We start from the raw sequence: 23,040 nt of genomic DNA on the forward strand, positions 1-23,040 counted from the left end.
CAACAAGTTCTTAAAGAGAAAAATTATAATGCAGGAGTTTATAAATGAAAAAACAAAAATCTAAAGAACCAGCCAGAGAATTTGGTTTCTCCTTAGAAAAAATTATCCCGGAAAAATTTCAAACTCCATTTTTTTTGATACTCATAATTCTATTACTCTTCCTTTTCTTTTTCCCTGTTATGTTTGGTGATAAAACAACTTCTTCTGGAGATTTAATTCAAGGAAAAAGTTTAAGACAATATGCATTGAAAGAAAGAGATGGAGTATCTCTCTGGAATCCACATATATTTTGTGGAATACCTGCTGTAGTTACATCTATGTCACCTCGATATTATGACCTAACTGTAATGATTTATTCTTATGCATCAAAAATATATTCTGCTGCATTTAAAAATTATAATGCCCTGTACACTTTCAACTTACTAATACTGGCTTTTACTTCATTTTTCTTTATGCGAAGTTTTGGTGCCAGCAGACTGGTAAGTTTTCTTGTTGCAATATCAACAATTTTTAGCACTGGAATTCTTGTTCTCTTTTATATTGGTCATACTTCTAAACTTGTAAGTCTTTCTATATTCCCATTCATTTTAATGATGCTTTTTAAGTTCCAGAAAGAAATAAAAATTCTGGATGTTCTATTATATATAATTGGCTTACATATTCTAATTTTTGGTGCACATGTACAAATAGTATTTTACTTCGGTTTGGTTGCATTAATTTATTTCATTTACTTTTTTATTCATTCATTTATTACAAAAAATAATTTTTTGCAAAAACAATTATTGAAATCGCTCCTGATTTCTATTGTTGCTGGATTAATTGCAATTGCTATGTCATACGATACTTATGGACAACTTTATGAGTACAAACTATATTCAACACGTGGTACAAAAAGTATTGTGGAATTACAAAATCCAGTTGCAAAATCTCAAACTAATTCTTATGAGTATAATACAAACTGGTCATTTTCTCCTGGAGAAGTTTTAACATTTTTAATTCCATCATATTATGGATTTGGTAGATCAACATATCAAGGACCTCTCACAAATAATCAACCTGTTGAAGTTAACACTTACTTTGGTCAAATGCCTTTTGTTGATACAGCAATGTATATGGGTGTAATAATTTTTGTGCTTGGATTATTTACTCTCTTTGTTCGATGGAAAGAACCATTGATTCAATTTTTAGGAATAACTGTAATCTTATTTATCTTTTTATCATTCGGAAGAAATTTCCCATTGATATTTAATTTATTCTATTACTACTTCCCATTTTTCGATAACTTTAGAACACCATCAATGATTCTTCATGTTGTTCAAATTATCTTTCCAATACTTGCTGGTTTCGGTTTATTAAAAATTATTTCTTTAAGAGAAGAAAAAAATCTAAAATTAGAAAAAGCAATTAAAAATCTCGCATTTATTTTTACTGGCCTTTTCATACTTTCAATACTATTTAATTCAATGCTTACAGATTGGTTTACAGAGAGAGTACAAAATTATGCATCCACTTTAGGCAATCAGCAAGAAGCACAAATGTTTAATGCATTGTCTGGTTACATGGCTGACATGTTCAGAAGCGATTTTCAAATTGCAATGGTTTTATTAGCATTAACATTCTGGCTTTGTCATGCTTACATTAATAAAAAAGTTAATAAAGATCTCGTAATATCAGGATTAATAATTTTTGTTTTGATAGATTTATTTAGGATTGGTAATCGTGGTGCAAGTTATGTAGATTCTGCAAAGATTGATGAATTATTTAAAGAACCAGAATATGTCACAGTAATTAAACAGCAAAAAGAGAAAACGCCTTTTAGAATCCTTAATTTAAAACAGGATGGTTTCGGCACACTTCAGAATAATGCAAACTTTCATGCATACTTTTTACTTGAAGACTTTTACGGTTATTCAGCAGTAAAGCCCAGAAGTTATCAGGATATAATTGATGTTGTTTCGCCAGTAAACTTAACTTTATGGAATATGCTTAGTGTAAAATATATAATTACGGATAGACCATATAATCCTGATGGGTTCGTACCAATTTATCAAACACAAAATACATTTGTTTATAAAAATGTAAATGCACTTCCAAGAGTTTATTTTGTTGATAGTGTTGCAGTAAAATCTCCATTAGATATTCTAAACGAAATAAAAAATGAATCATTTAATCCAAAACATGTTGCATTTGTAGAAAACAAAGATTTTGAAATCTGGAAAACAGATTCAACAACATTAGCAGAAATTATCAGTTATAAAGACGAACAAATAATTATTAAAACAAAGTCAACAAAAAATCATTTCTTATTTTTTAGTACAACATATTTACCAGGCTGGAAAGCTTTTATCGATAACAATCAAACAAAAATTTATAAAACAAATTATGGATTTCAGGGTATAGTTGTTCCTGAAGGAGAACATAAAATCGAATTTAAATATGAACCAAGAGCTTTTGTAGTTGGGAAAACCATTTCTTTGACATTAAACTTACTTTTATATGCAGGAATAATTGTTGTGTTGCTAATTCAGAAGAAAAAATAATGTTAGAACGAATTAAGAATACAATTAAAGACACTTTTATTTATAGCTTAAGCAATATTGCACCTAAAATTATTGGTGTTATACTTCTTCCAATCTACACAGCATATTTAAACAAAGCTGAATTTGGAACATGGGATTTACTTGATGTAACAACAAATATATTAGCAGAAATATTTTTATTCGGTCAGGCAGCATCTCTAATTTTTCTTAACAATTCTTCTGAATTTAAAGAAAAGAAAAAAATCACACTCTTTACTTTGTTTATATTTTTATTTGTAGCAGGCACATTTTTAATAATCATATCTGAGTTATTTATTTCATTAGACATTATTACCGATAAGATAATTAATACAATTTATATAAGATTAATAGCATTAATAGTTCTTTTCAGAACTTTGAACAATTTATTCCTGTCAAAATATCGAGCCGAAGAAAAAGCAATTTTCTTTTCATCAATAAGCATAATTAAGCTTTTAATAATTGCTGCACTCACAATTTATTTCATTGTAAATATTAAAAAAGGAATTGAAGGGATATTTCTTGCTGCTGTAATAGGCGAAGCAATAATATCAATTTTTCTGTTTTTATCTTTGATCAGACAAATGAATTTTAAATTTGATTTTAAGATTTTGAAAATATCATTAAAGTTTGGATTCCCTTTAATCTTTGCATCACTTGGAATAATGTTGCTCAATTTAAGTGATCGTTATATTATTACTTATTTTTTAGGATACGAAGCAAATGCAATTTATGGACTTGGTTACAGAGTTGCTGGTGTATTAAATATGTTTTTAGTAATGCCTTTTAGTATGAGTTTGATGCCCATTGCATTTAAATATTATGGTCAACAGGATGATAAAAGATTTTTCAGTAAAATTATGACTTATTCTACCTTTGTATTTATCTGGGGATCTATTTTTATTTCTCTATTCAGTAAAGAAATAATAAAGATATTTGCACTAAAACCAGAATTTTATAATGCATTTTATGTTGTACCAATAATATTATTTTCGTATGTATTTAGTGGAATGAGACTAACAGCATCACTTGGAATGATGTTAACAAAAAACACAAAACATATTGCATCAATCACTCTTGGTGCAGCAATATTAAACATAGTACTGAATTTAATTTTTGTTCCATATTTTGGAATACTTGCAGCAGCAATAAACACACTTATAGCCTTTGTTATATTTTATTACATAACACAAAAAGTTTCTAACAGATATTTCCCTATACCATTTGAGAATAAAAAATTAATTCTAATGATATGCACTGGAATTATATTGTCATCATTTGGGTATTTTCTGAAAGATAATTTTATTTATCAAATATTAAAGATAATTATTGCCTGTTTTTTCCCTGCAACTCTATACTTATTAGGTTTTTTTGAATTAAACGAAATCAATTTTTTAAATTATTTTGCTAAAAAATTAATTGTTTTTAAAAATGGGAAAAAATAGTAAAAAAGTATTAATTATCACATACTACTGGCCACCCTCAGGTGGAATAGCCGTACACAGATGTTTAAAATTTGCTAAATATCTCAGGTATTTTGGATGGGAACCAGTGATATGCACTGCAGAAAATCCAGAATATCCTGTCTTAGATGAATCTAATTTTAAAGACATTCCTGATGGAATAACAGTTCTTAAAACAAAAATATGGGAACCATATAATCTCTTTAAAATTATCACTGGCAAAAAAAAGGAAGAGCGAATTCACAATGTTTTTTTAGAAGAAGAAAAACATACTTTTGCACATAAATTAGGAATATGGATAAGAGGGAACATTTTTATACCGGATGCAAGAAAATTCTGGATCAGACCAACTGCAAATTTTCTAATTAAGTATCTTAAAGAAAATCCTGTGGATGTATTATTTACCAATGGACCACCCCATACTAATCACATGATAGCATATAAAATAAAAAAGAAATTAAAAATTCCATGGCATGCAGATTTTCAAGACCCTTGGACACAAGTAGATTACTTCCCACAACTTATGTTAAATCCTATTTCAAAGAAAATCCATAAGATGATGGAACAAAGAGTATTTAAATTTGCGGATAAAATTACTATTTGCAGCGAATCATGGAAAAAGGATCTTGAATCCATAGGAGCTAAAGATGTAGGTGTGATTGTATGGGGATTTGATGAAGACGATTTTAAGAGTATAAATGAGCCATTATCAGAAAAATTTACAATAAGTCACTACGGGAGTTTAGGTCCTGATAGAAATGCGAAAACTCTATGGAAAGTATTATCAGATATATCAAAAGAGAATAAAGAATTTTCCGAAATGCTAGAAATCGAACTGGCAGGATTTATTGGTTACCCTGTTATTGAGGAAATAAAAAGTAATGATTTAAGTAAAAATTTACGTTTACTCCCACATTTATCGAGAAATGATACACTCAAAAGAATGCATCGTTCACAGGTTTTGTTACTAATATTAAATAATATGCCCAATGTAAATGGAAGATTACCTGGAAAACTTTTTGAATATATAGCATCAAGGAGACCAATTTTGTTGATTGGTCCAGAAAATAGTGACGCTTCTAAGATTATTAAAAGTATAAATGCTGGATATTCATGTAATTTTGATGATTATGAAAAATTACGCATTTGTGTCTTGGAACTATATAACAAATTTAAGAACAAAGTTTTATTCTCAAATACTAACGATATTACAATGTATTCAAATAGAAATCTAACACAAAAATTAGCACAATATTTAAACGAGATCACTAAAAATTAGTTATCAATTTAAAATGAACCGGAAAATAAGAGTACTTTGCTTTACAGACCTTGCAACTGGTAGAGATGTAGAGATGATATTACCAATAAGATTTTTTGCAGAAAAGTTTTTGAATTGTGAATTTTATCATGCTCTAAATATAGATATCCATAAAATTTTTATTATAAAACCAGATATTATTTTACTCCCAAATACAATTGGTTCCAATCTTTATTTTGAGATCTCAAAAATTGCACATCAACAATCTATACCATTATTTGCATTGATTTCTGAAGGAAATTTCCGTACTGATGGTTCATTTAATATCTGGGGTTTTAATAAGGACAAAAAATTCTATCAGGAATTTATATGCTGCTGGAGTCAAAGAACTGCAGAATACCTTAAGAAAATTGTACCTGAGTACAAAGATAGAATAGTTGTAACAGGTGGTGTTGGATTTGATAGGTATGTTATCTACCAGTTCATGACTAAAGAGAACTTCTTGAAAAAATATAAAAAAGAAGAATATAAAAAAGTTATTGGTTATGCAGGATGGGCTTTCGGTAAAAAAGATCATAAAAGAGGTAGAGAAGAATTAATTTCTTTTTTCAAAGGAGATCATTCAAAACTTCAATGGGTTGAAGAACAAAGAATTAAAGTACGAGAAATATTAAGATCATTAATAGAATCAAATCCGGATATTCTCTTTATTCTTAAACAACATCCGCAAGAAAATGCACCTGAACGCCCAGAACCTGTTATCAACGAAATGTGTGAACTGGTTAACTATCCTAATGTTTTATACTTGTGTAATGAAGAATCTATACACGACTTAATTTCTGTATCCGATATCTGGACTTGCTTTGAATCTACTACTGCACTTGAAAGCTGGCTTATGGGGAAACAAACAATTTTTATAAATCCAGATCCAGATTTTAACCGCGATTTAATTTATAAAGGTTCTGCCTTAGCAAAAAATTATAATGAAATTCAAGAAATGATTTCTCAATTCTATAATAAAGGAAAAATTGATGAATTTTTTTATGAGGACAAAATTAAAATGAGAAATCAACTAATAAATGATATAATAGGATTTGGTGATGGATTCAATCATATACGTGCTTCGTTATATTTAAAAAAGACAATTGATCACTATCTTGAAGGTAAATATAATCCAACATACAAATTTCACTTCTGGCACTGGTTGGTTTATATACTAATTAGAATAGCAGGACCATTTTACAATAAAAAATTATACTCACACATATATAAACTAAAAAAACATCTCTGGGTATTTGAAGATTACAAAATGGATAAACTCTATCAATTGTATGAAAGATATAAAATATTTCTTGATAAATTTTATCAAATTAAAAATATAGATGAAAAATATATTGCTGGCGAACTATTGAAAAATATTTAACAAAACCACAAAGTAACGAGGGCTTATGTTAATTAGAATAATTATTATCATCATAGCCCGGTGAAATTATAGTTAACAAACTAGTTCAAACTACCGTGAATCACGAACATTTCTATGATAATTCACAAATCAGAATGCCAATGTATAAATTAGATGGGAAAAAATATTACATACACGATATTTTCAGAAAACTCCATTATGCATTTAAAGGATATTTTATATTAAAAGATTATGCAGATTTTCTTGGTGCAAAAATTTATAATGCCAGTTCAAAAAGCTACATAGATGCATTTGAAAGAATTTTCATTTAGTTCAGCTTCCTGTTTATCACCATAATATTTTCTCCGGTTTTCAAGTTTGATAAATTTTATTTCATTGAGTATTTTTACTCATCATATTGAGTAAATTTACTCATAATATTGAGTATTTTGAATAATTTTATGTATAAAAGAAAACAATACGATCTAATATTAAAAAGACTTAAAGAAAAAGATAATTTTATACAGGTTCTTATTGGACCACGACAATGTGGCAAAACTACATTAGCTCAACAAATAGCTGCATCAATTAAAATCAAAACACATTATATAACTGCTGACTCTCCTGTCCCCTATTCAACAACCTGGCTGGAACAACAATGGGAAGTAGCAAGACAATTATCCAGAAAATCCTCCAGAGGTGCACTTTTAATTTTAGATGAAATACAAAAAATACAGGGCTGGTCTGAAGTAGTAAAAAAATTATGGGATGAAGATAAATCTAATAAAATAAACTTAAAAGTAATGATTCTTGGTAGCTCTCCATTATTAATACAAAAAGGACTAACTGAAAGCTTAGCCGGAAGATTTGAATTAATTCCTCTTTATCACTGGAGTTTTAGTGAAATGAATGAAGCATTTGGCTGGAGCTTAGAAAAATATATTTATTTTGGTGGTTATCCTGGCGCAGCAAAATTAATTAATGATGAACAAAGATGGTCAAATTATATAAAAGACTCTTTAATCTAAACAACTATTTCAAGAGATATTTTTCTTCTTACAAGAATAGACAAACAATCTTTGTTCCGACAATTATTCAAACTGGGAACCAGTTATTCTTGTCAAATAGTTTCTTATCAAAAATTATTAGGGCAACTTCATGATGCTGGCAATACAACTACCTTAGCACATTATCTTCAATTATTATCAAATGCTGGAATGCTGACCGGTCTTCAGAAGTACTCAGGCTCAGAAATCAGACAACGCTCCTCAAGTCCCAAATTCTTATCTTTAAACAATGCATTAATTACATCTCAATCTCAATACACATTTAAAGATGCAAAATTAGATACTAATTTCTGGGGTCGTTTGATCGAAAATGCAGTTGGCTCCCATTTATATTCAGCCACTATTGGAACAAAATTAAAATTGATGTACTGGAGAGAAGGTTCCTATGAGGTAGATTTTATCTTGCAAAATGGTTCTAATTTAACAGCTATTGAAGTTAAAAGCGGTAGATTAAGAGAAAGTCTTAGAGGTTTTGATTTATTCTGTAAACAATATAATCCTAAAAGAAAATTATTAATCGGTCAGGGTGGTATCTCAATAGAAGAATTTTTATTAACACCTGCCAGCGAATGGTATAATTAACAATTATTTCTTCTATAAAAAGTCAGATGATTTTTTATAATTGATATTACAAATACATTATCAAATTTTATTACAATGCATTTTAAGTTTATCAACAACATATTAAAAAATATATTTATTCTGTTATAGAGCAAAGAACAATATTAAATTCAAAATCAATTCTTGTCATATTTTTGCATTTGAATCCACATGCGATGAAATAATACAATTCCAACTCCAGTTCTACATAACATAATTGTAAAATTAACTTAATTAAATTGAATAACATTAAATCTGATTAGCATACAATCCTTTTAAATATAAAACACTAATTCTACTTGGAGAATCCATAGCATATAATTTTTATACAAATTAATTCAAACTATTTGTGATAATTTACAATTTGTTTTTAGAAAGAATATCCAAAACAAATTAATATGTACCGATAAATTACAATGTTAATACAAAATCTTGTTGGTATATTAAAGAACTAAAAACTGTTGATTTTATTTCAAATAAGATTTACAAATAATAATCGCCATTCAGAAGGTATAGTTAACAATGTTGTAAACTACAAGAATGCATTCAAATACTTAATAATTACAACACATTGATCTAACAACACAACAAAAATAAACTGGAAAAATTAATATGATGAAAAAATTAAGGTTATTCCTTTCCCTAACACAAAAACAATTGACAAAAAATTTCTAATTACTTACATAAATATTTTTTCCTATTATAATTCATCCAGCACAATAAAAAATTTCATAAATTTGGATTGAATAAATTTGGATTAATATGGATGGTAAAACAATTTTAATAACCGGGGGCACTGGTTCATTTGGTAAAAAATTTATAGAAACAGTACTCAAAAGATTTACACCTAAAAAAATTATTGTTTATAGTCGTGATGAATTAAAACAATTCGAAATGCAAAATGACCCTCGCTTTCAAAAAGAAGGTGTATTAATGCGTTACTTTATTGGCGATGTAAGAGATCTCGATAGATTGAAAAGAGCGATGGAAGGTGTTGATATTGTTATTCATGCTGCTGCACTTAAACAGGTTCCTGCTGCCGAATATAATCCTTTTGAAGCAGTTAAAACAAATATCATTGGTGGACAAAATGTTATTGATGCCTGCCTTGCTTCTGGAGTTAAAAAAGTTATTGCATTAAGTACCGATAAAGCTGCTGCCCCTGTTAATCTTTATGGTGCTACAAAATTAACTTCTGATAAATTATTTATTGCTGCCAATAATTATAAAGGAACACACGACATAAAATTTTCTGTTGTTCGTTATGGAAATGTAATGGGAAGTAGAGGTTCTGTAATTCCTTTCTTTTTGCAAAAAAGAAAAGAAGGCGTTATTCCTATTACAGATGAACGAATGACAAGATTTAATATTACACTTCAGGAAGGAGTCGATTTTGTTTTATTCTGTCTCGAAAAAATGTGGGGCGGTGAATTATTTGTTCCTAAAATTCCTTCTTATAGAATTCTTGATCTTGCAAAAGCAATAGCTCCTGAATGTAAAATTGAAATTGTTGGTATTCGTCCAGGTGAAAAAATTCATGAAGAAATGATTACTCAAGCCGATGCTCTAAATACAATTGAGTTCGAAAAATATTTTGTTATACTTCCTTCTGTTCAGCTTGGAAATAATAAACATTTAAGACTCTGGGATACAGAAGAATTCAGAACAAAAAGTAATAGTAAACCTGGCAAATTTTGTGAATATGGATTTTCATACAATAGCGGAACAAATCCACATTTTTTAACAGTTGAAGAATTAAGAGAACTAATTGAGAAAAATGTTAAGATGTGATTTTGTTTCAGAAAAAAATTTTCTTATTTAAGATTACTAATAATAATACTTTATTAAAAAAGTAAAAAATGAATAAAAATAATTTCTTTAAACAAACTGAAACCCCAAAATCAAAAAACATTGATAAGTCTCAAAATTCACAATTAAAATACTATTACGGTCGACAATGTATCTCGGGGGATGATATACAAGCCGTAACTGAAGTACTAAAATCAGATCTTATTACTCAGGGTCCAAAAGCTAAAGAATTTGAAAATGAACTTTCAAAATTCTTTGGAGCAAAATTTGCAGCTACAGTAGCCAATGGTACAGCTGGATTACATTTAATTGGTTTAGCTCTCGGATGGAAACAAGATGATATTATTATAACATCACCAATTACATTTTTAGCAAGTGCTAATTGTGCCATTTATGCTGGTGCTAAGGTTGACTTTGTAGATATCGATGAAAAAACTTATACTATTGACCCAAATAAACTTGAAGATAAAATAAAATCTTATTCTTCTAAGAATAAAAAAATAAAAGCTGTAGTTGCAGTTGATTATGCTGGTCATCCATGTGACTGGAAATCTCTAAATGAATTAAAAAATAAATATGATTTTCAATTAATAAACGATTTCTGCCATGCATTAGGAGCAGAATATGAAAATGATATTAAGTATGCAGTCAAATATGCTGATGCAGTAAATTTAAGTTTTCATCCTGTAAAACATATCACAACTGGCGAAGGTGGTGCTGTTCTAACAAACAATGAGCTAATTGACAGAAAAATTAAAACTCTTCGAACTCATGGCATGACAAAAGATGAATCGATACTCGAAAAAAATGATGGTCCATGGTATTACGAAATGCATGAAGTTGGCTTCAATTATAGAATAACAGATTTTCAATGTGCACTTGGTATAAGTCAACTCAAAAAATTAAATAAATTTCTTGAACAGAGAAGAACAATAGCAAATTTTTATAATAATTATTTTAAAGACGACGAAAGATTTATTACTCCTTTTGTTGCAAGCAACGTAAAACATGCATATCATCTTTATCCACTTCAAATAAAATTTGATGAATTAAAAATTGATAAAAAAGAATTTTACTTCCGACTGAAAGAAAATGGCGTTGTTTTTCAGGTTCATTATATACCAGTTCACCTTCAACCTTTTTATAAAAAAAATTTTGGATTTAAGGAAGGTGATTTTCCAATTTCAGAAAAATTTTATCAAAGAGAATTATCTATTCCAATTTACCCTTCGCTAAATGAAGAAGATCTCACATTTATAAGTAATGCAATTGTAACTACACTTAACGAAATGAAATGAAAGTATCAATCATTACAGAAGGTTTTGAAAATACCGGTTATGGACATATTACTCGTTGTATTTCTCTTTATCAGGCTTTCATGGATAGAAATATCTATCCAGCTCTATATATAAATGGAGACGAAAAATCAAAATCGTTTTTGAGTAATGTTAATTACGAATTAATTGACTGGCTTACTCATCCTGCACAACTAATAAAAAAAATCATTAATAGTGATATTGTGATTATTGATTCATATAACGCTGGCAAAGAGTTTTATGAAAACATTTCAAGATTTACAAAAATATTATTGATGATCGATGATTTCATTAGAATTGATTATCCACCGGGCATAGTATTAAATGGAAGTATAAATGCAGAGCTATTACCATATCCTAAAAAATCTAATATAGAATATTTATTAGGTACAAAATATATTCCAATAAGAAAAGCTTTCTGGGAAATCACCAATAGAAAATATAAAAGTGAACTTGAATCGATTTTAATTACTTTTGGAGGACAGGATATAAGAAATCTAACAATCCCGGTTTTAAATGCAATTACAGATTATAATCCCGAATTAAAAATAAGTGTTGTTTTTGGGAATAAAGATGGAAACAAATATTCAGAATTAAAAAGTAAATATCCAAATGCAGAATTTTATTATTCAATTAATGAATATGAAATGAAAGAATTAATGATTAATTGTGATTTAGCTATATCTGCTGCCGGTCAAACTTTATATGAATTAGCTGCTACAGGTACACCAACTATTGCTATTGCTGTTGCTGAAAATCAAAAGAATAATATAAACGAATGGCACAAAGCTGGTTTTATACTTGAGCCTATTTTTTATAATGATATAAATTGCATTAAAAAAATAATTGAACAACTGAATAAATTAAAATCAATAAGATTGAGAAAGAAACTTGGTAACAATGGAAAAATAAAAGTTGATGGTAAAGGAAGTAAAAAAGTTGTAAACCATTTAATCGAAAAGTATTGTGAAGAAGAAGGATTCTATTTAAGAAAAGCTATTGATATAGATTCCGAACCTGTCTTTAATTTATCAAACGATCCAGCTGTACGACAACAATCTATAAACAAAAATCCAATAACATGGGAAGAACATTTACAATGGTTTAATAGCAGAATTAATGACAAAAATTATTTATTTCTACTTGCATTTGATAAAGATGATAAATTTATTGGTCAAATTAGATTTCAGATCGAAGAGGAATCGGCAATAGTAAGTATAAGCATCACAAAAGAATTCAGAGGTAAAGGATTATCAAAAAAAATTATAAAAGCAGCATGCTCAAAACTTTTCAACGAACGTAATATAAAACTTATTGTTGCTTATATATTACCTGATAATCATGCATCAATAAATGGATTTAAATCTGCAGGATTTACACAAATTGGAGAAGAAAATATTAATGATGAAAAATATTTAAAATTTGTTTTAAAGAGAGATTAAAATGCAAATAGGAAAAATTAATCTAAATGAAAAAGTATTTATTATTGCCGAACTCTCTGCAAACCACAATCAAAAATTTGAAATAGCAGTTGAATCAATTAAAGCAATCAAAGATTGTGGAGCTGATGCTGTAAAACTTCAAACTTATACACCAGATACAATTACCATTGATTGTAACAATGAGTATTTTCAAATAAAGCAGGGAACAATCTGGGATGGTATTACACTTTATGAACTTTATAAAAAAGCTTATACACCATGGGAGTGGCAACCAAAATTAAAAGAAGTTGCTGAAGATTTAGGATTAATATTTTTTTCAACTCCATTCGATAAATCTGCTGTTGATTTTCTTGAGGAATTAAATGTACCATGTTATAAGATTGCTTCTTTCGAAATTGTAGATATCCCATTAATTGAATACGTTGCTTCCAAAGGAAAACCAGTTATCATTTCTACTGGTATTGCCACAGAGAATGAGATTCAAGAAGCAGTTGATGCATGTAAAAAAATGAATAATAATCAAATTGCACTATTAAAATGCACATCCGAATATCCAACACCAATTGAAGATTCTAATCTTAACACTATAACATTATTAAAAGAAAAATTTCAAACTATAGTTGGATTATCTGATCATACACAGGGAATAATAGCTCCAGTAACATCAATTGCATTAGGTGCAAGAATTATAGAAAAACATTTTATACTTGATAGAAATTTAGGTGGACCAGATGCTTCTTTTTCATTAGAGACACATGAATTTAAACAAATGGTTGAACAGATTCGACTTGCTGAAAAAGCACTTGGAAAAGCTACTCTTGAACTTTCAGATAAACTTATAAAAAGCAGAACATTTGCTCGCTCTTTGTTTGCTGTAAAAGATATAAATGCTGGAGAGTTATTTACAGAAGATAATATTAAATCGATACGACCAGCATATGGTTTGCCTCCAAAGTATCTAAAAGATATAATTGGAAAAAAAGCAAAAGTAAATATTAAAAAAGGGACTCCTTTAAACTGGGATTTAATAGAATAAAAATGAGATTAAAAAAAGAACATATAGACATTATAAAAAAATTAACTCAAGAGATATTTGGCTACGATGCAAAAGTTTACCTCTTTGGTTCTCGAGTAGACGACAAAAAAAGAGGTGGTGATATAGATTTATATATTGAAACTAATATTAAAGATAACATACTCGAAAAAAAATTAAAACTTATTGGTGAATTACATAAACATCTTGGCGAACAAAAAATTGATATTGTTATTAATAACTTTAGAGACGAAAAATTTATTTACTCAATTGCTAAAAATGAAGGGATTCTTCTATGAGCAAAGAAAAATTAATTCTTTCATCCATAGTTAAGGAATGCCTGATACATCAGAAAAGAATGAATTATGCATATAATAAACTCTAAATCCTTTGCCAAGTAACTGTTTTAATTATCTAATAACCAAAGGAATATTAATTAAAGAATGAATAGTCATTTCAATAACATTACTGCAATAATTCAAGCAAGAGTTGGTTCAACAAGATTACCAAATAAAATATTCAAAGAAGTTTGTGGAAAGCCTATCTTATGGCATGTAGTAAATAGAGTATCAAAATCAAAAATCATAAATAATATAATAGTTGCAACAACTAATCTTAAAGATGATGATGTTACAGAAAATTTCTGCAAGGAGAATAATATTTTATATCATAGAGGCAGTTCCGAGGATGTTTTATCAAGATATTATGAAGCAGCACAAAAATTTAATGGAGATTTAATTTTAAGAATTACATCTGATTGCCCATTAATTGATCCTAAAATAATTGACAAAATGCTCGCGGAATTTTTAATCTTATACGAAAAAGAAAAATTAGACTACATGAGTAATTCTATTGTTCGAACATTTCCAAGAGGATTAGATACTGAAATATTTCCTTTAAGTGTTTTAGAGAAAGTACATTTTGAAGCAAAAGAAAAATATGAAAGAGAACACGTAACGCCATATATTTATCAGCATCCCGAAATATTCAAAATAAAAAATTACGCTAATGAGATTGATTATTCATATTATCGATGGACACTTGATACAGCAGAAGATTTAGAATTGATTAAAATAATTTATGAATCTTTATACAACAAAAAAGAAATCTTTTTATTTGATGATATATTAAAATTATTTAATGAAAGACCTGAATTAATAGAGATAAATAGAAATGTAAAGCAAAAACAACTTGGTGAATAAATTATGCTTCTTTGAGTTTTTCGGTTTTATCTGCAATCTTTAAGTGTTCAATTAATTCATCAAGTTCACCTTCCATAATGCTATCGAGATTATAAAGAGTTAATCCAATACGATGGTCTGTTACTCTATTTTGTGGAAAATTATAAGTACGAATTTTATCGCTTCTATCACCTTTGCGTACCATTGATTTTCTTTGAGCAGCAATTTCATTCATCTGTTCAGTCATTTTTAAATCATAAAGTCTGGCTTTCAATACTTTCATTGCTTTCTGTCTATTCTTCAATTGCGAACGTTCATCCTGACATTGTACTACAATTCCAGTTGGAATATGAGTTATTCTTATTGCAGTTTCTACTTTATTAACATTCTGTCCTCCCGCACCACCACTTCTATAAACATCAATTCGTAAATCATTAGGATCAATATCAATTTCGATGTCTTCAACTTCTGGCAATACAACAACCGAAGCAGCGGAAGTATGGATTCTACCACTTGCTTCTGTAACTGGAACTCGTTGAACTCTGTGTACGCCACTTTCATATTTCATATCACCATAAACACTTTCACCTGATAAAGAAAAAACAACTTCTTTTATACCGCCCAATCCCGTATCATTTAAATCAATTAATTCTTTTTTCCATCCTCTTTTCTCTGCATACCTCGAATACATTCGATATAAATCTGCTGCAAATAAACTTGCTTCTTCGCCACCAGTACCTGCTCTTATTTCAATGATTACATTTTTATCATCATCGGGATCTTTTGGGATTAACAGCATTTTAATTTTTTCTTCGAGTTCAGCTAACTTTTTATATAAATCTTTTAACTCTATTTCTGCTAATTCTACCAGTTCTTTATCATCAGAAGTATTAATTATTTCCTGATTCCCTGAAATGTTTTTCATTACTTCTTCATATTCATTATAAGCTTTTACAATTTCTTCGAGTTCACGTCTCTCTTTGCTCAAAGAAATCATACGAGATTGGTCGGATATAATATTCGGGTCTGAAAGTTGTTGGTTAATCTCGCTGTACTTTTCTTTAATCGATTTTAGTTTTTCGTATAATTCCATATAACTCAAAATATTTTATGCAAATATACAAAAAGTTTAGATGGCTTAAATTATTAATTTATGTGAGTTCATTTTTATCAATTTTTTTCTTCCTGATAGGAAGAACTGCAATTTCTTTTCGCATATTAAAGTAGTCCTGATAAGGCTTTAATTTTTCAACACTTTCTTCAGAAGTATCACACAATAAATCAAGAGCATCATCTAAATTAAGAAGCACTGGCATACGATTATGAAAAGGTTCTATAAATTTATTTGATGTAGTTGTAATAATTGATACCGAAAGATTATCTTCTTTATCTTTATAAATTATTCCTGGAACAAAAAAATATTCTTCGTTATAGATATAAATTCTGTGTTGCACTTTTTTCCCCTGCACTTCTATCCATTCATAAAAACTTGTCATAGGAACCAGACATCGATTATTCATAAATAAATCGTTCCAGAATTTTTTTTCTTTAATGGTTTCCATTCTTGAATTTACAATTGTTGGTTTATCTTTTGAAAATTTAATTCCCCAATTTATTAAGCTTATCTGAAGTTTATTTTCTTTTTTATAAATACAAAGAATTTTATCGTTCGGTCTAATATTTTCTTTTTTAAATGTTTCCACAAGAGAAGAAGCATCTACATCATATTTTTTTTCGAGTATTTTCTGTATTAAGATTGATGCTTCAACTTTTGATTCAAATCCATAACACATAATTATTTCCTGAATAAATTTTGATTTTATAATTGTCGGCAAATATCACGCAGGCAATATAAATATTTAAGTTGAGTATTTACATCGGGTATTAATTCATTTCTGTTAATTTCAAAATGATAATTCATCATCTTCAATAAATCATCAACTGCATCAAACATATTAACAGGTGGAAAATCTGTATCACGCAGATAATGAATTAATTTCATTGTTCTAAATGCATCAAACCAGTATAATTTTTGTTTTTGTATCTGTTCATCATTTTTAGAATTAGATAAAATATTTTCCCACGCTGTTTCAAAAGAATTTAGTTCAAGGAATTCTCTTAATCTAAAATGAATTTTCTCCGATTCTGTAAGATAATATTGAGCATCTTTTATTGTCTTATTATGAAAAATTAAAAGCCATTGTTTAAGAATATTAAAGCATTCAGGATTATAGAGTTTGTATTCATTTTTTTCATTTAAATATTTACTTATACTTTTGCCTGTCCCAAAAGGAACTCTCCACGAACTTCTACTCGAAGGAAAAACAGTTGTTGAATTTATATGATTTATAGTTGTTATCTTTGCAAGTTTTTCAAGGAAATAAAAATCTTCACCTGCTTTTCGTTTATTCATTCCACCAGCTTTACAATAAGTTTCTGTGTCACATACTATTGTTGATCCTATTGAATGATATGCATAATGAGAATTAGAATATTTCAATCCCAGAACATAGTATCTCAAGAATATTTCATAATTAATTATTGCTAATTTTTCTCCTTCACTGTCGGGAAGTAAATGTTCATAATAAACTACTGCTGCATTAACATTTTTTTGATTGAATGCTTCTACAATTTTATTCAAATAATTTTTTGCTATTAAACAATCAGCATCGAGTGAGATTAAAATATTTTTCTTTGGATTATTGTAATCAAATATTCTTAATGCTAAATCCATTCCGATTTTTCTTGCCAATCCCACTCCAGCATCTTTATCAGGTAGTTCATATCCTTTTGAAGAAGCGTCGACAAATCCAATATTTATTTTATTATCATAAATCTTATATGCCAGTTCACTTTGCAAATTTTTATTGATAATACTTCTCAATAATTCTATTGTATTTTTATTTTCGTTAATAATTTCTGTATTGCAGGATTCAGGATTGTTAATCACAAACAAAAATAATGTTTCGTCAAAATAATCTGATTCATTTTCTGAAATTGAATTCAGAAGCTTAAGAATATTTTCATACTCTTTAATTGCAGGGATTACAACGATGTTTTTAAATCTTTTGTTACTATTACATTCAATTTCCCAGTGATCAATAAAATATTTTTTCAAATATGATAATACATAAGAAGGTAAATTTTCAGAAGTTATTTTATTCATGCGAAGTAATTATCTTCAATAATTTTTTTAGCTGCATCAAAATCTGCTTCTTCAAGCCAGTGAATTTTAATTCCCTCTCTCTCCATTTTTCTGAACCAGGTCATCTGTCTTTTTGCAAATTGTTGAATTGCACTGTTTAATTTCTGAAACATATCATTATAATTAAGCTCACATTTTAGATACATACCAATATATTTATATTCAAGACCAAAAAATTCTAATTTGTCGAATGTAATTCCTTCTGCAACAAGTTTCTCAACTTCTTCAATCATTCCGTTTTCAAGTCGATATTTCAATCTTTCAGTAATTCTTTCTTTTATTTTTTCTCTACCTGGATTTATTCCAATTGTTAAGGATCTTATTTCAGGATGTTCATTAAAATTATTTTCTGCTTCGGAAATAATTATTGCTCTTATAATTCTATCTTTTTCTAACAAATCTGTAGTATTATGTAATTTTGGATTAACTTTTATAAGTCTTTCTCTCAGTTCTTCAATACTTAATTTATCCAGTTCTTCATACTTTTCTTTTGAGAATTCTACTTTATTTAGTTTATAGCCTTTAAGAATTGAATGAAGATATAATCCTGTTCCGCCTACGAGAAAAGGAATTTTATTTCTTGATGTGATATCATTAAAAGCTTTGTAAAAATACTCGTTGAAAAGAAATAAATTAAACTCTTCAGTTGGTTCAACAATGTCTATCAAATAATAAGGAATTTTTTTCCCATTGATTATATAATCTTCCAGATCTTTTCCTGTACCAATATTCATTCTTTTATATACTTGACGAGAATCTGCTGAAATTATTTCGCCATCAAAATGATTTGCCAATAATGCAGCAAGTTTTGTTTTACCAACAGCAGTAGGACCAAGAATAGTAATCAAATTATAAGACATAAAATTCATCAAATTTTATAATACAGAACACATCTATCAATCACAAAATTTTATCTATTATAATAATGATGCTACAGGCAGAGTAATTATGAAAGTAGCTCCTTCGCCAAGTGCACTTTGGACTTCAATTTTTCCTCCATGAGCTTCAACTATTTGCTTGGTTATAGAAAGTCCCAATCCAGTTCCTTCTTTTTTTCCCTGTGTGAAGAAAGGTTCAAATATTTTTTCTTTTAAGCTTTCTGCAATTCCTAATCCAGTATCTCTAATAAATATTCTAACTTTTTTATCTTTCTCATCTTTCTTTGTTAGAACAGTAATAGTTCCTCCTTCTGGCATTGCATCGCATGCATTTTTAATAAGATGCATATAACATTGATAAAATTCTTTTACATCGAGTTTCACATTTACATCTTTATCAAATTCATTTGCTATTTTGCAATTACGAGATTCAACATAAGTTTCTATGCGAGTAGAATAATCTGTTAATGTTTTATTTAAGCTAACATTTAGTGTTCTTAAAATTGTTTTCCCTTCTGAATAGCTTGATGTAGTTTGAACCAGATCGGCAACATGATTTAATTGTTCAAGCAACATATCAACAATCTGGACATTATCTGGAGATAAGTTTTTGTTCTTTAAATGTTCTGCATAACGTTTACTTACAAGTATTGGTTTTTTAATATCCTGAATTAAAAAGTTTGCCATCTTACCAAGAGATTGTACACGTTCTGCCTGTAAAAGTTTTTCTACAAGTTCTGCATTTTGAATTGCGATTGCCGAATGAATAGACATTGCATTAAGTAATTCCTCATCGTATTTAGAGAATTCACCTTTTTTGCTATTCAACAATTGAAGAACTCCGATTATATCACCTTTTCTATTTTTAATAGGAAATGTCAATGCATTTTTTGTTTCATAACCACTTGCTTTATCGAAATCTGAACGATAGCGTGGATCTTTTGAAACATCTTTTATATTTAATATTTCACCTGTTCTTGCAACATATCCAGCCATCCCTTCTCCAATTTTCAATCTTATCTCTTTTATTTCCGATCCCATAGCAATTAAAGACCACAATTCATTTTTTTCATGATCTATTAGATAAAGTGTGCCTCTGTCTGCTTCAGTAAGTTCTGTGGCAACTTCTACAATATTTTTCAATACTTCATCTAACTTAATAGTTGAATTAACTAATTCAGCTGCTTTAATGATCATTTGTAATTGGTCTACTTTCATTTTTATTTCCTCGTTTTCAATATTTTTTTTGATTTCTCTAATTTCTTCTTTTTCTGAAAGTATTTTTAGTTTAGTATCAACTTCTTCGAATATTTCTTCTGTTTCATAATCCTGCCAGGTTATATGTCTTCCTTTTTTGTCAACTTTAGATTCTTCATCACTCAATTGATTTTCTGTTGTTTCTTCTTTTTCTATAGACTGCTCATTAATTGGGAAACTTTCACTTTCTGATTTCATAGTTACATTTTCTTCAATATTTTCTTTGTGTGTTTCTATTTCTTCTATGTTTTCTTTATCAAATGTTGTTTCTTCTGTTTGAATTTCTGGTTTTTGCTCAACACCACTTAAAATCTGAAATAGTACATCATCCAGATTTTCTTTTTCTATATTACTGCTTTCTTCTTTTGGCAACTCAAATTCTGGTTTTGGTATTCCAGTTTCTTTAAATACAACATTTGTTTTTTCTTCTTCTTGCTCAGTTGTTTCTGTTAAATCAACTTCTGCTTTTGGAATCCCATCCTCATTATATAATATTTTCTCAATATCTTCTATTTCTTCGGTTATTGATTTAGATTCTTTCTTGTTCTCAGAGATTTCTTCGATGGGTTGAATTATTTTTTCTTCATTAGATGTATCAGCAATTGTTTGAAAATATTCTTCTGTAATTTTTTCTGTAGTTAATCTTTCTTCTACTGAATCATCAAAAGTAGATTTTTTTCCTTTTTCAGCCGTTTCTTCGATTTCTTCTTCTATCTCAGGCAAGGGTTTTAGCATATTTAATTTTATATTTTCATCCTGTTGTATCAAATTTTCAATTTCATCTAACGATAGTGCAATTAAATAAGAATCACGAAGTACAACTGCTGTAGAAGTTCGAGAAGTTTTTTCTAAATATTCTTCGTGACCAAAGAAAGTATTATCATAAAAAACTGAAGATTTACTTTTACCGAGTAATCTTTTTTTAATAACATTTACTTCGCCACTTACAACTAAAAAAATTTCATTTGTATGATCACCTTCTCGATAAACTATCTCTCCTTCATTAAAGGTGACCAATCTTCCTTTAATATTACTAAAATCGATTTTCTGAATATCAACATTTTTTAGTAATTTGTTTTTACTTAAACTAATTATTAATTGATTTTCCATTATACTTATAGATATTATGTTAAATAATGAAATTGAAAAAGCAATCCAGCATCTTTCAAAAAACGATCCTGTATTATCTGCTTTAATTCAGAAGTTTGGAACATATAAAATAGAAACACACAAAAAATACTTTTTTGATTTATTAAGAGCAATAATAGGACAGCAGTTATCTATGAAAGCTGCTGCTTCAATTGAAAAAAAGTTTATGACATTTTTTAAAAACAAACCAACTCCTGAATTAATCTTAGAAACAGAGAATACTCATTTGCGAGCACTTGGTTTATCAAATTCAAAAGTAATATATATTAAAGATTTATCCGAGAAAATTATTACTAAACGAATTACGCTTAATAGAATATCAGAAAAATCAGATGAAGAAATAATCAATGAACTAACTCAAGTAAAAGGAATTGGAATATGGACAGTTCACATGTTTTTAATATTCACTTTAGGAAGATTAAATGTATTACCTTATACAGATCTTGGCATAAGAAAAGCTGTTGTTTTAAATTACGGATTAAAAAAATTACCAGATGAAATAAAACTTAAAAAGTTAGCAAAAGATAAAGGATGGCATCCATATTGTTCTGTTGCCAGCATTTATTTATGGAAGAGCTTAAATAATAAGAATCTCGATTAAAAAGCAGGCATCATATTACATGGAAGAAAAAGAATTAATTGAAAAAGCACAAAAAGGGGATAGAAAAGCATTAACAGAACTCGTTAAGATGTATGAACAAACTGTTTATAACTTTTCTTTTAAAATTTGCAGAAATAAAGAACGTGCTGAACATACAATGCAGGAAACATTTTTAAGCATGGTTAAAAATTTACATCAATTTAGTGGCGATTCTAAATTATCTACATGGCTTTATCGTGTAGTTGCTAATCATTGTTTAATGCTTGCTCGTTCAGAAAGTAAATATGGATTCACATCGATTGATGATGATGAAGCTCTAATAGATGAAAAAAATCTTGCAGATTGGAAAGTTACTCCAGAACATGTTACAGAAAATAATGAACTAAAAAAAATACTGGACGAAGCAATTCAAAAACTTGCACCTGAATATAGAGTTGTATTTATGCTTAGAGATGTTGAAGGCTTATCTACAGAAGAAACAGCTAAGATTGTTGAATTATCGATACCAGCAGTTAAATCTCGTTTACATCGAGCAAGAGCTTTTTTAAGAAACGAGTTAAATAAGAGGTTAGCTTATGAATAAGCCAACATGTAAAGATGTAATGATGCACATATGCGATAATCTCGGTGAAGAATTAAATTCACCAACCTGTATTGAAATTAAAGCTCATTTAGAAAACTGCGAAAACTGTCAACACTTCTTTAAGTCAGTGGAAGATACAATTCAATTTTACAGAAAATATAATATTCAAATTTCAGAAGATGTACATAATAGACTTTTAGAGTTTCTGGGATTAAAAGAATAATTTAATCACACATCT

Annotated in this window: 21 protein-coding genes; 16 read left to right on the top strand and 5 right to left on the bottom strand. The window is 28.4% G+C overall.

Annotated features, from left to right (window positions below):
* Positions 1-44: 44 nt before the first annotated feature.
* From VJY38_RS12210 to VJY38_RS12270, 13 genes are all read left to right on the top strand, one after another.
* The gene (locus VJY38_RS12210; protein ID WP_353681000.1) at positions 45-2,540 is read left to right on the top strand and encodes a YfhO family protein; all 2,496 of its coding nucleotides are present in this window, start codon (positions 45-47) and stop codon (positions 2,538-2,540) included.
* Positions 2,540-4,003 carry an oligosaccharide flippase family protein gene (locus VJY38_RS12215; RefSeq protein WP_353681001.1) on the top strand — a complete coding sequence of 488 codons (1,464 nt, stop codon included), beginning with the start codon at positions 2,540-2,542 and terminating at the stop codon, positions 4,001-4,003. Before VJY38_RS12210 ends, VJY38_RS12215 begins: the two co-directional genes overlap by 1 nt.
* Positions 3,990-5,300: a glycosyltransferase gene (locus VJY38_RS12220; protein WP_353681002.1), complete on the top strand. Its 1,311-nt coding sequence runs from the start codon at positions 3,990-3,992 to the stop codon at positions 5,298-5,300. Before VJY38_RS12215 ends, VJY38_RS12220 begins: the two co-directional genes overlap by 14 nt.
* A gap of 13 nt (positions 5,301-5,313) precedes the next feature.
* Positions 5,314-6,702, top strand: a complete 1,389-nt coding sequence (locus VJY38_RS12225; RefSeq protein WP_353681003.1) for a BFO_1060 family glycosyltransferase — start codon at positions 5,314-5,316, stop codon at positions 6,700-6,702.
* A gap of 140 nt (positions 6,703-6,842) precedes the next feature.
* Entirely contained in the window at positions 6,843-7,013 is a 171-nt protein-coding gene (locus tag VJY38_RS12230) for a hypothetical protein (protein ID WP_353681004.1), read from the top strand.
* 129 nt (positions 7,014-7,142) lie between these two features.
* Positions 7,143-7,709 carry an ATP-binding protein gene (locus VJY38_RS12235; protein ID WP_353681005.1) on the top strand — a complete coding sequence of 189 codons (567 nt, stop codon included), beginning with the start codon at positions 7,143-7,145 and terminating at the stop codon, positions 7,707-7,709.
* Between the two features lie 6 nt (positions 7,710-7,715).
* Positions 7,716-8,330: a DUF4143 domain-containing protein gene (locus tag VJY38_RS12240; RefSeq protein ID WP_492008312.1), complete on the top strand. Its 615-nt coding sequence runs from the start codon at positions 7,716-7,718 to the stop codon at positions 8,328-8,330.
* Between the two features lie 780 nt (positions 8,331-9,110).
* Complete coding sequence (gene pseB, locus VJY38_RS12245; RefSeq protein ID WP_353681006.1) at positions 9,111-10,139, top strand: UDP-N-acetylglucosamine 4,6-dehydratase (inverting); 1,029 nt, start codon at positions 9,111-9,113, stop codon at positions 10,137-10,139.
* Positions 10,140-10,207: 68 nt separating this feature from the next.
* Positions 10,208-11,455: a UDP-4-amino-4,6-dideoxy-N-acetyl-beta-L-altrosamine transaminase gene (gene pseC / locus VJY38_RS12250; protein ID WP_353681007.1), complete on the top strand. Its 1,248-nt coding sequence runs from the start codon at positions 10,208-10,210 to the stop codon at positions 11,453-11,455.
* Positions 11,452-12,915 (top strand): GNAT family N-acetyltransferase, encoded by a 1,464-nt coding sequence (locus VJY38_RS12255; RefSeq protein WP_353681008.1) that lies wholly within the window; start codon positions 11,452-11,454, stop codon positions 12,913-12,915. The genes pseC and VJY38_RS12255 overlap by 4 nt, the downstream gene beginning before the upstream one ends.
* A 1-nt stretch (position 12,916) precedes the next feature.
* Entirely contained in the window at positions 12,917-13,951 is a 1,035-nt protein-coding gene (gene pseI, locus VJY38_RS12260) for a pseudaminic acid synthase (RefSeq protein ID WP_353681009.1), read from the top strand.
* A 2-nt stretch (positions 13,952-13,953) separates the two neighbouring features.
* Positions 13,954-14,247 (top strand): nucleotidyltransferase domain-containing protein, encoded by a 294-nt coding sequence (locus VJY38_RS12265; RefSeq protein WP_353681010.1) that lies wholly within the window; start codon positions 13,954-13,956, stop codon positions 14,245-14,247.
* Between the two features lie 144 nt (positions 14,248-14,391).
* Entirely contained in the window at positions 14,392-15,150 is a 759-nt protein-coding gene (locus VJY38_RS12270) for a cytidylyltransferase domain-containing protein (protein ID WP_353681011.1), read from the top strand.
* A gap of 1 nt (position 15,151) precedes the next feature.
* On the opposite strand, the gene prfA is transcribed toward VJY38_RS12270, so the two are convergent.
* Genes prfA through VJY38_RS12295 form a run of 5 tightly spaced genes read right to left on the bottom strand, consistent with a single transcriptional unit; the run spans position 15,152 to position 21,579 of the window.
* Entirely contained in the window at positions 15,152-16,222 is a 1,071-nt protein-coding gene (prfA, locus tag VJY38_RS12275) for a peptide chain release factor 1 (protein WP_353681012.1), read from the bottom strand.
* A gap of 58 nt (positions 16,223-16,280) precedes the next feature.
* Positions 16,281-16,922 carry an SOS response-associated peptidase gene (locus tag VJY38_RS12280; RefSeq protein ID WP_353681013.1) on the bottom strand — a complete coding sequence of 214 codons (642 nt, stop codon included), beginning with the start codon at positions 16,920-16,922 and terminating at the stop codon, positions 16,281-16,283.
* 26 nt (positions 16,923-16,948) lie between these two features.
* Positions 16,949-18,295, bottom strand: coding sequence for a glycosyltransferase family 2 protein (locus VJY38_RS12285; RefSeq protein ID WP_353681014.1), 1,347 nt, complete (start codon positions 18,293-18,295; stop codon positions 16,949-16,951).
* Positions 18,292-19,194, bottom strand: coding sequence for a tRNA (adenosine(37)-N6)-dimethylallyltransferase MiaA (gene miaA, locus VJY38_RS12290; RefSeq protein WP_353681015.1), 903 nt, complete (start codon positions 19,192-19,194; stop codon positions 18,292-18,294). The genes VJY38_RS12285 and miaA overlap by 4 nt, the downstream gene beginning before the upstream one ends.
* A 57-nt stretch (positions 19,195-19,251) precedes the next feature.
* Positions 19,252-21,579 (bottom strand): ATP-binding protein, encoded by a 2,328-nt coding sequence (locus tag VJY38_RS12295; RefSeq protein WP_353681016.1) that lies wholly within the window; start codon positions 21,577-21,579, stop codon positions 19,252-19,254.
* A gap of 16 nt (positions 21,580-21,595) precedes the next feature.
* Between VJY38_RS12295 and VJY38_RS12300 the strand changes: the two genes are divergently transcribed.
* From VJY38_RS12300 to VJY38_RS12310, 3 genes are read left to right on the top strand one after another with little or no spacing between them, the layout of a single operon-like run.
* A complete protein-coding gene (locus VJY38_RS12300; RefSeq protein ID WP_353681017.1) occupies positions 21,596-22,219 on the top strand; it encodes a DNA-3-methyladenine glycosylase family protein in 624 nt (207 codons plus the stop codon).
* Between the two features lie 19 nt (positions 22,220-22,238).
* On the top strand, positions 22,239-22,802 hold the full coding sequence (locus tag VJY38_RS12305) for an RNA polymerase sigma factor (RefSeq protein WP_353681018.1): 564 nt from the start codon (positions 22,239-22,241) through the stop codon (positions 22,800-22,802).
* Positions 22,795-23,025: a zf-HC2 domain-containing protein gene (locus VJY38_RS12310; RefSeq protein WP_353681019.1), complete on the top strand. Its 231-nt coding sequence runs from the start codon at positions 22,795-22,797 to the stop codon at positions 23,023-23,025. Before VJY38_RS12305 ends, VJY38_RS12310 begins: the two co-directional genes overlap by 8 nt.
* Positions 23,026-23,040: the final 15 nt, after the last annotated feature.

This window comes from Rosettibacter firmus, assembly GCF_036860695.1.
Taxonomy (GTDB): domain Bacteria; phylum Bacteroidota; class Ignavibacteria; order Ignavibacteriales; family Melioribacteraceae; genus Rosettibacter; species Rosettibacter firmus.

Excerpts from the sequence above, each read along its gene's own strand:
- miaA (WP_353681015.1), bottom strand. The coding sequence starts at position 19,194 with ATGTCTTATAATTTGATTACTATTCTTGGTCCTACTGCTGTTGGTAAA.
- VJY38_RS12310 (WP_353681019.1), top strand. The coding sequence starts at position 22,795 with ATGAATAAGCCAACATGTAAAGATGTAATGATGCACATATGCGATAAT.
- VJY38_RS12210 (WP_353681000.1), top strand. The coding sequence starts at position 45 with ATGAAAAAACAAAAATCTAAAGAACCAGCCAGAGAATTTGGTTTCTCC.
- VJY38_RS12305 (WP_353681018.1), top strand. The coding sequence starts at position 22,239 with ATGGAAGAAAAAGAATTAATTGAAAAAGCACAAAAAGGGGATAGAAAA.
- VJY38_RS12215 (WP_353681001.1), top strand. The coding sequence starts at position 2,540 with ATGTTAGAACGAATTAAGAATACAATTAAAGACACTTTTATTTATAGC.
- VJY38_RS12280 (WP_353681013.1), bottom strand. The coding sequence starts at position 16,922 with ATGTGTTATGGATTTGAATCAAAAGTTGAAGCATCAATCTTAATACAG.
- VJY38_RS12295 (WP_353681016.1), bottom strand. The coding sequence starts at position 21,579 with ATGGAAAATCAATTAATAATTAGTTTAAGTAAAAACAAATTACTAAAA.
- VJY38_RS12225 (WP_353681003.1), top strand. The coding sequence starts at position 5,314 with ATGAACCGGAAAATAAGAGTACTTTGCTTTACAGACCTTGCAACTGGT.
- VJY38_RS12270 (WP_353681011.1), top strand. The coding sequence starts at position 14,392 with ATGAATAGTCATTTCAATAACATTACTGCAATAATTCAAGCAAGAGTT.
- VJY38_RS12230 (WP_353681004.1), top strand. The coding sequence starts at position 6,843 with ATGTATAAATTAGATGGGAAAAAATATTACATACACGATATTTTCAGA.
- VJY38_RS12235 (WP_353681005.1), top strand. The coding sequence starts at position 7,143 with ATGTATAAAAGAAAACAATACGATCTAATATTAAAAAGACTTAAAGAA.
- VJY38_RS12220 (WP_353681002.1), top strand. The coding sequence starts at position 3,990 with ATGGGAAAAAATAGTAAAAAAGTATTAATTATCACATACTACTGGCCA.
- VJY38_RS12285 (WP_353681014.1), bottom strand. The coding sequence starts at position 18,295 with ATGAATAAAATAACTTCTGAAAATTTACCTTCTTATGTATTATCATAT.
- pseB (WP_353681006.1), top strand. The coding sequence starts at position 9,111 with ATGGATGGTAAAACAATTTTAATAACCGGGGGCACTGGTTCATTTGGT.
- VJY38_RS12265 (WP_353681010.1), top strand. The coding sequence starts at position 13,954 with ATGAGATTAAAAAAAGAACATATAGACATTATAAAAAAATTAACTCAA.
- VJY38_RS12300 (WP_353681017.1), top strand. The coding sequence starts at position 21,596 with ATGTTAAATAATGAAATTGAAAAAGCAATCCAGCATCTTTCAAAAAAC.
- prfA (WP_353681012.1), bottom strand. The coding sequence starts at position 16,222 with ATGGAATTATACGAAAAACTAAAATCGATTAAAGAAAAGTACAGCGAG.
- pseI (WP_353681009.1), top strand. The coding sequence starts at position 12,917 with ATGCAAATAGGAAAAATTAATCTAAATGAAAAAGTATTTATTATTGCC.
- pseC (WP_353681007.1), top strand. The coding sequence starts at position 10,208 with ATGAATAAAAATAATTTCTTTAAACAAACTGAAACCCCAAAATCAAAA.
- VJY38_RS12255 (WP_353681008.1), top strand. The coding sequence starts at position 11,452 with ATGAAAGTATCAATCATTACAGAAGGTTTTGAAAATACCGGTTATGGA.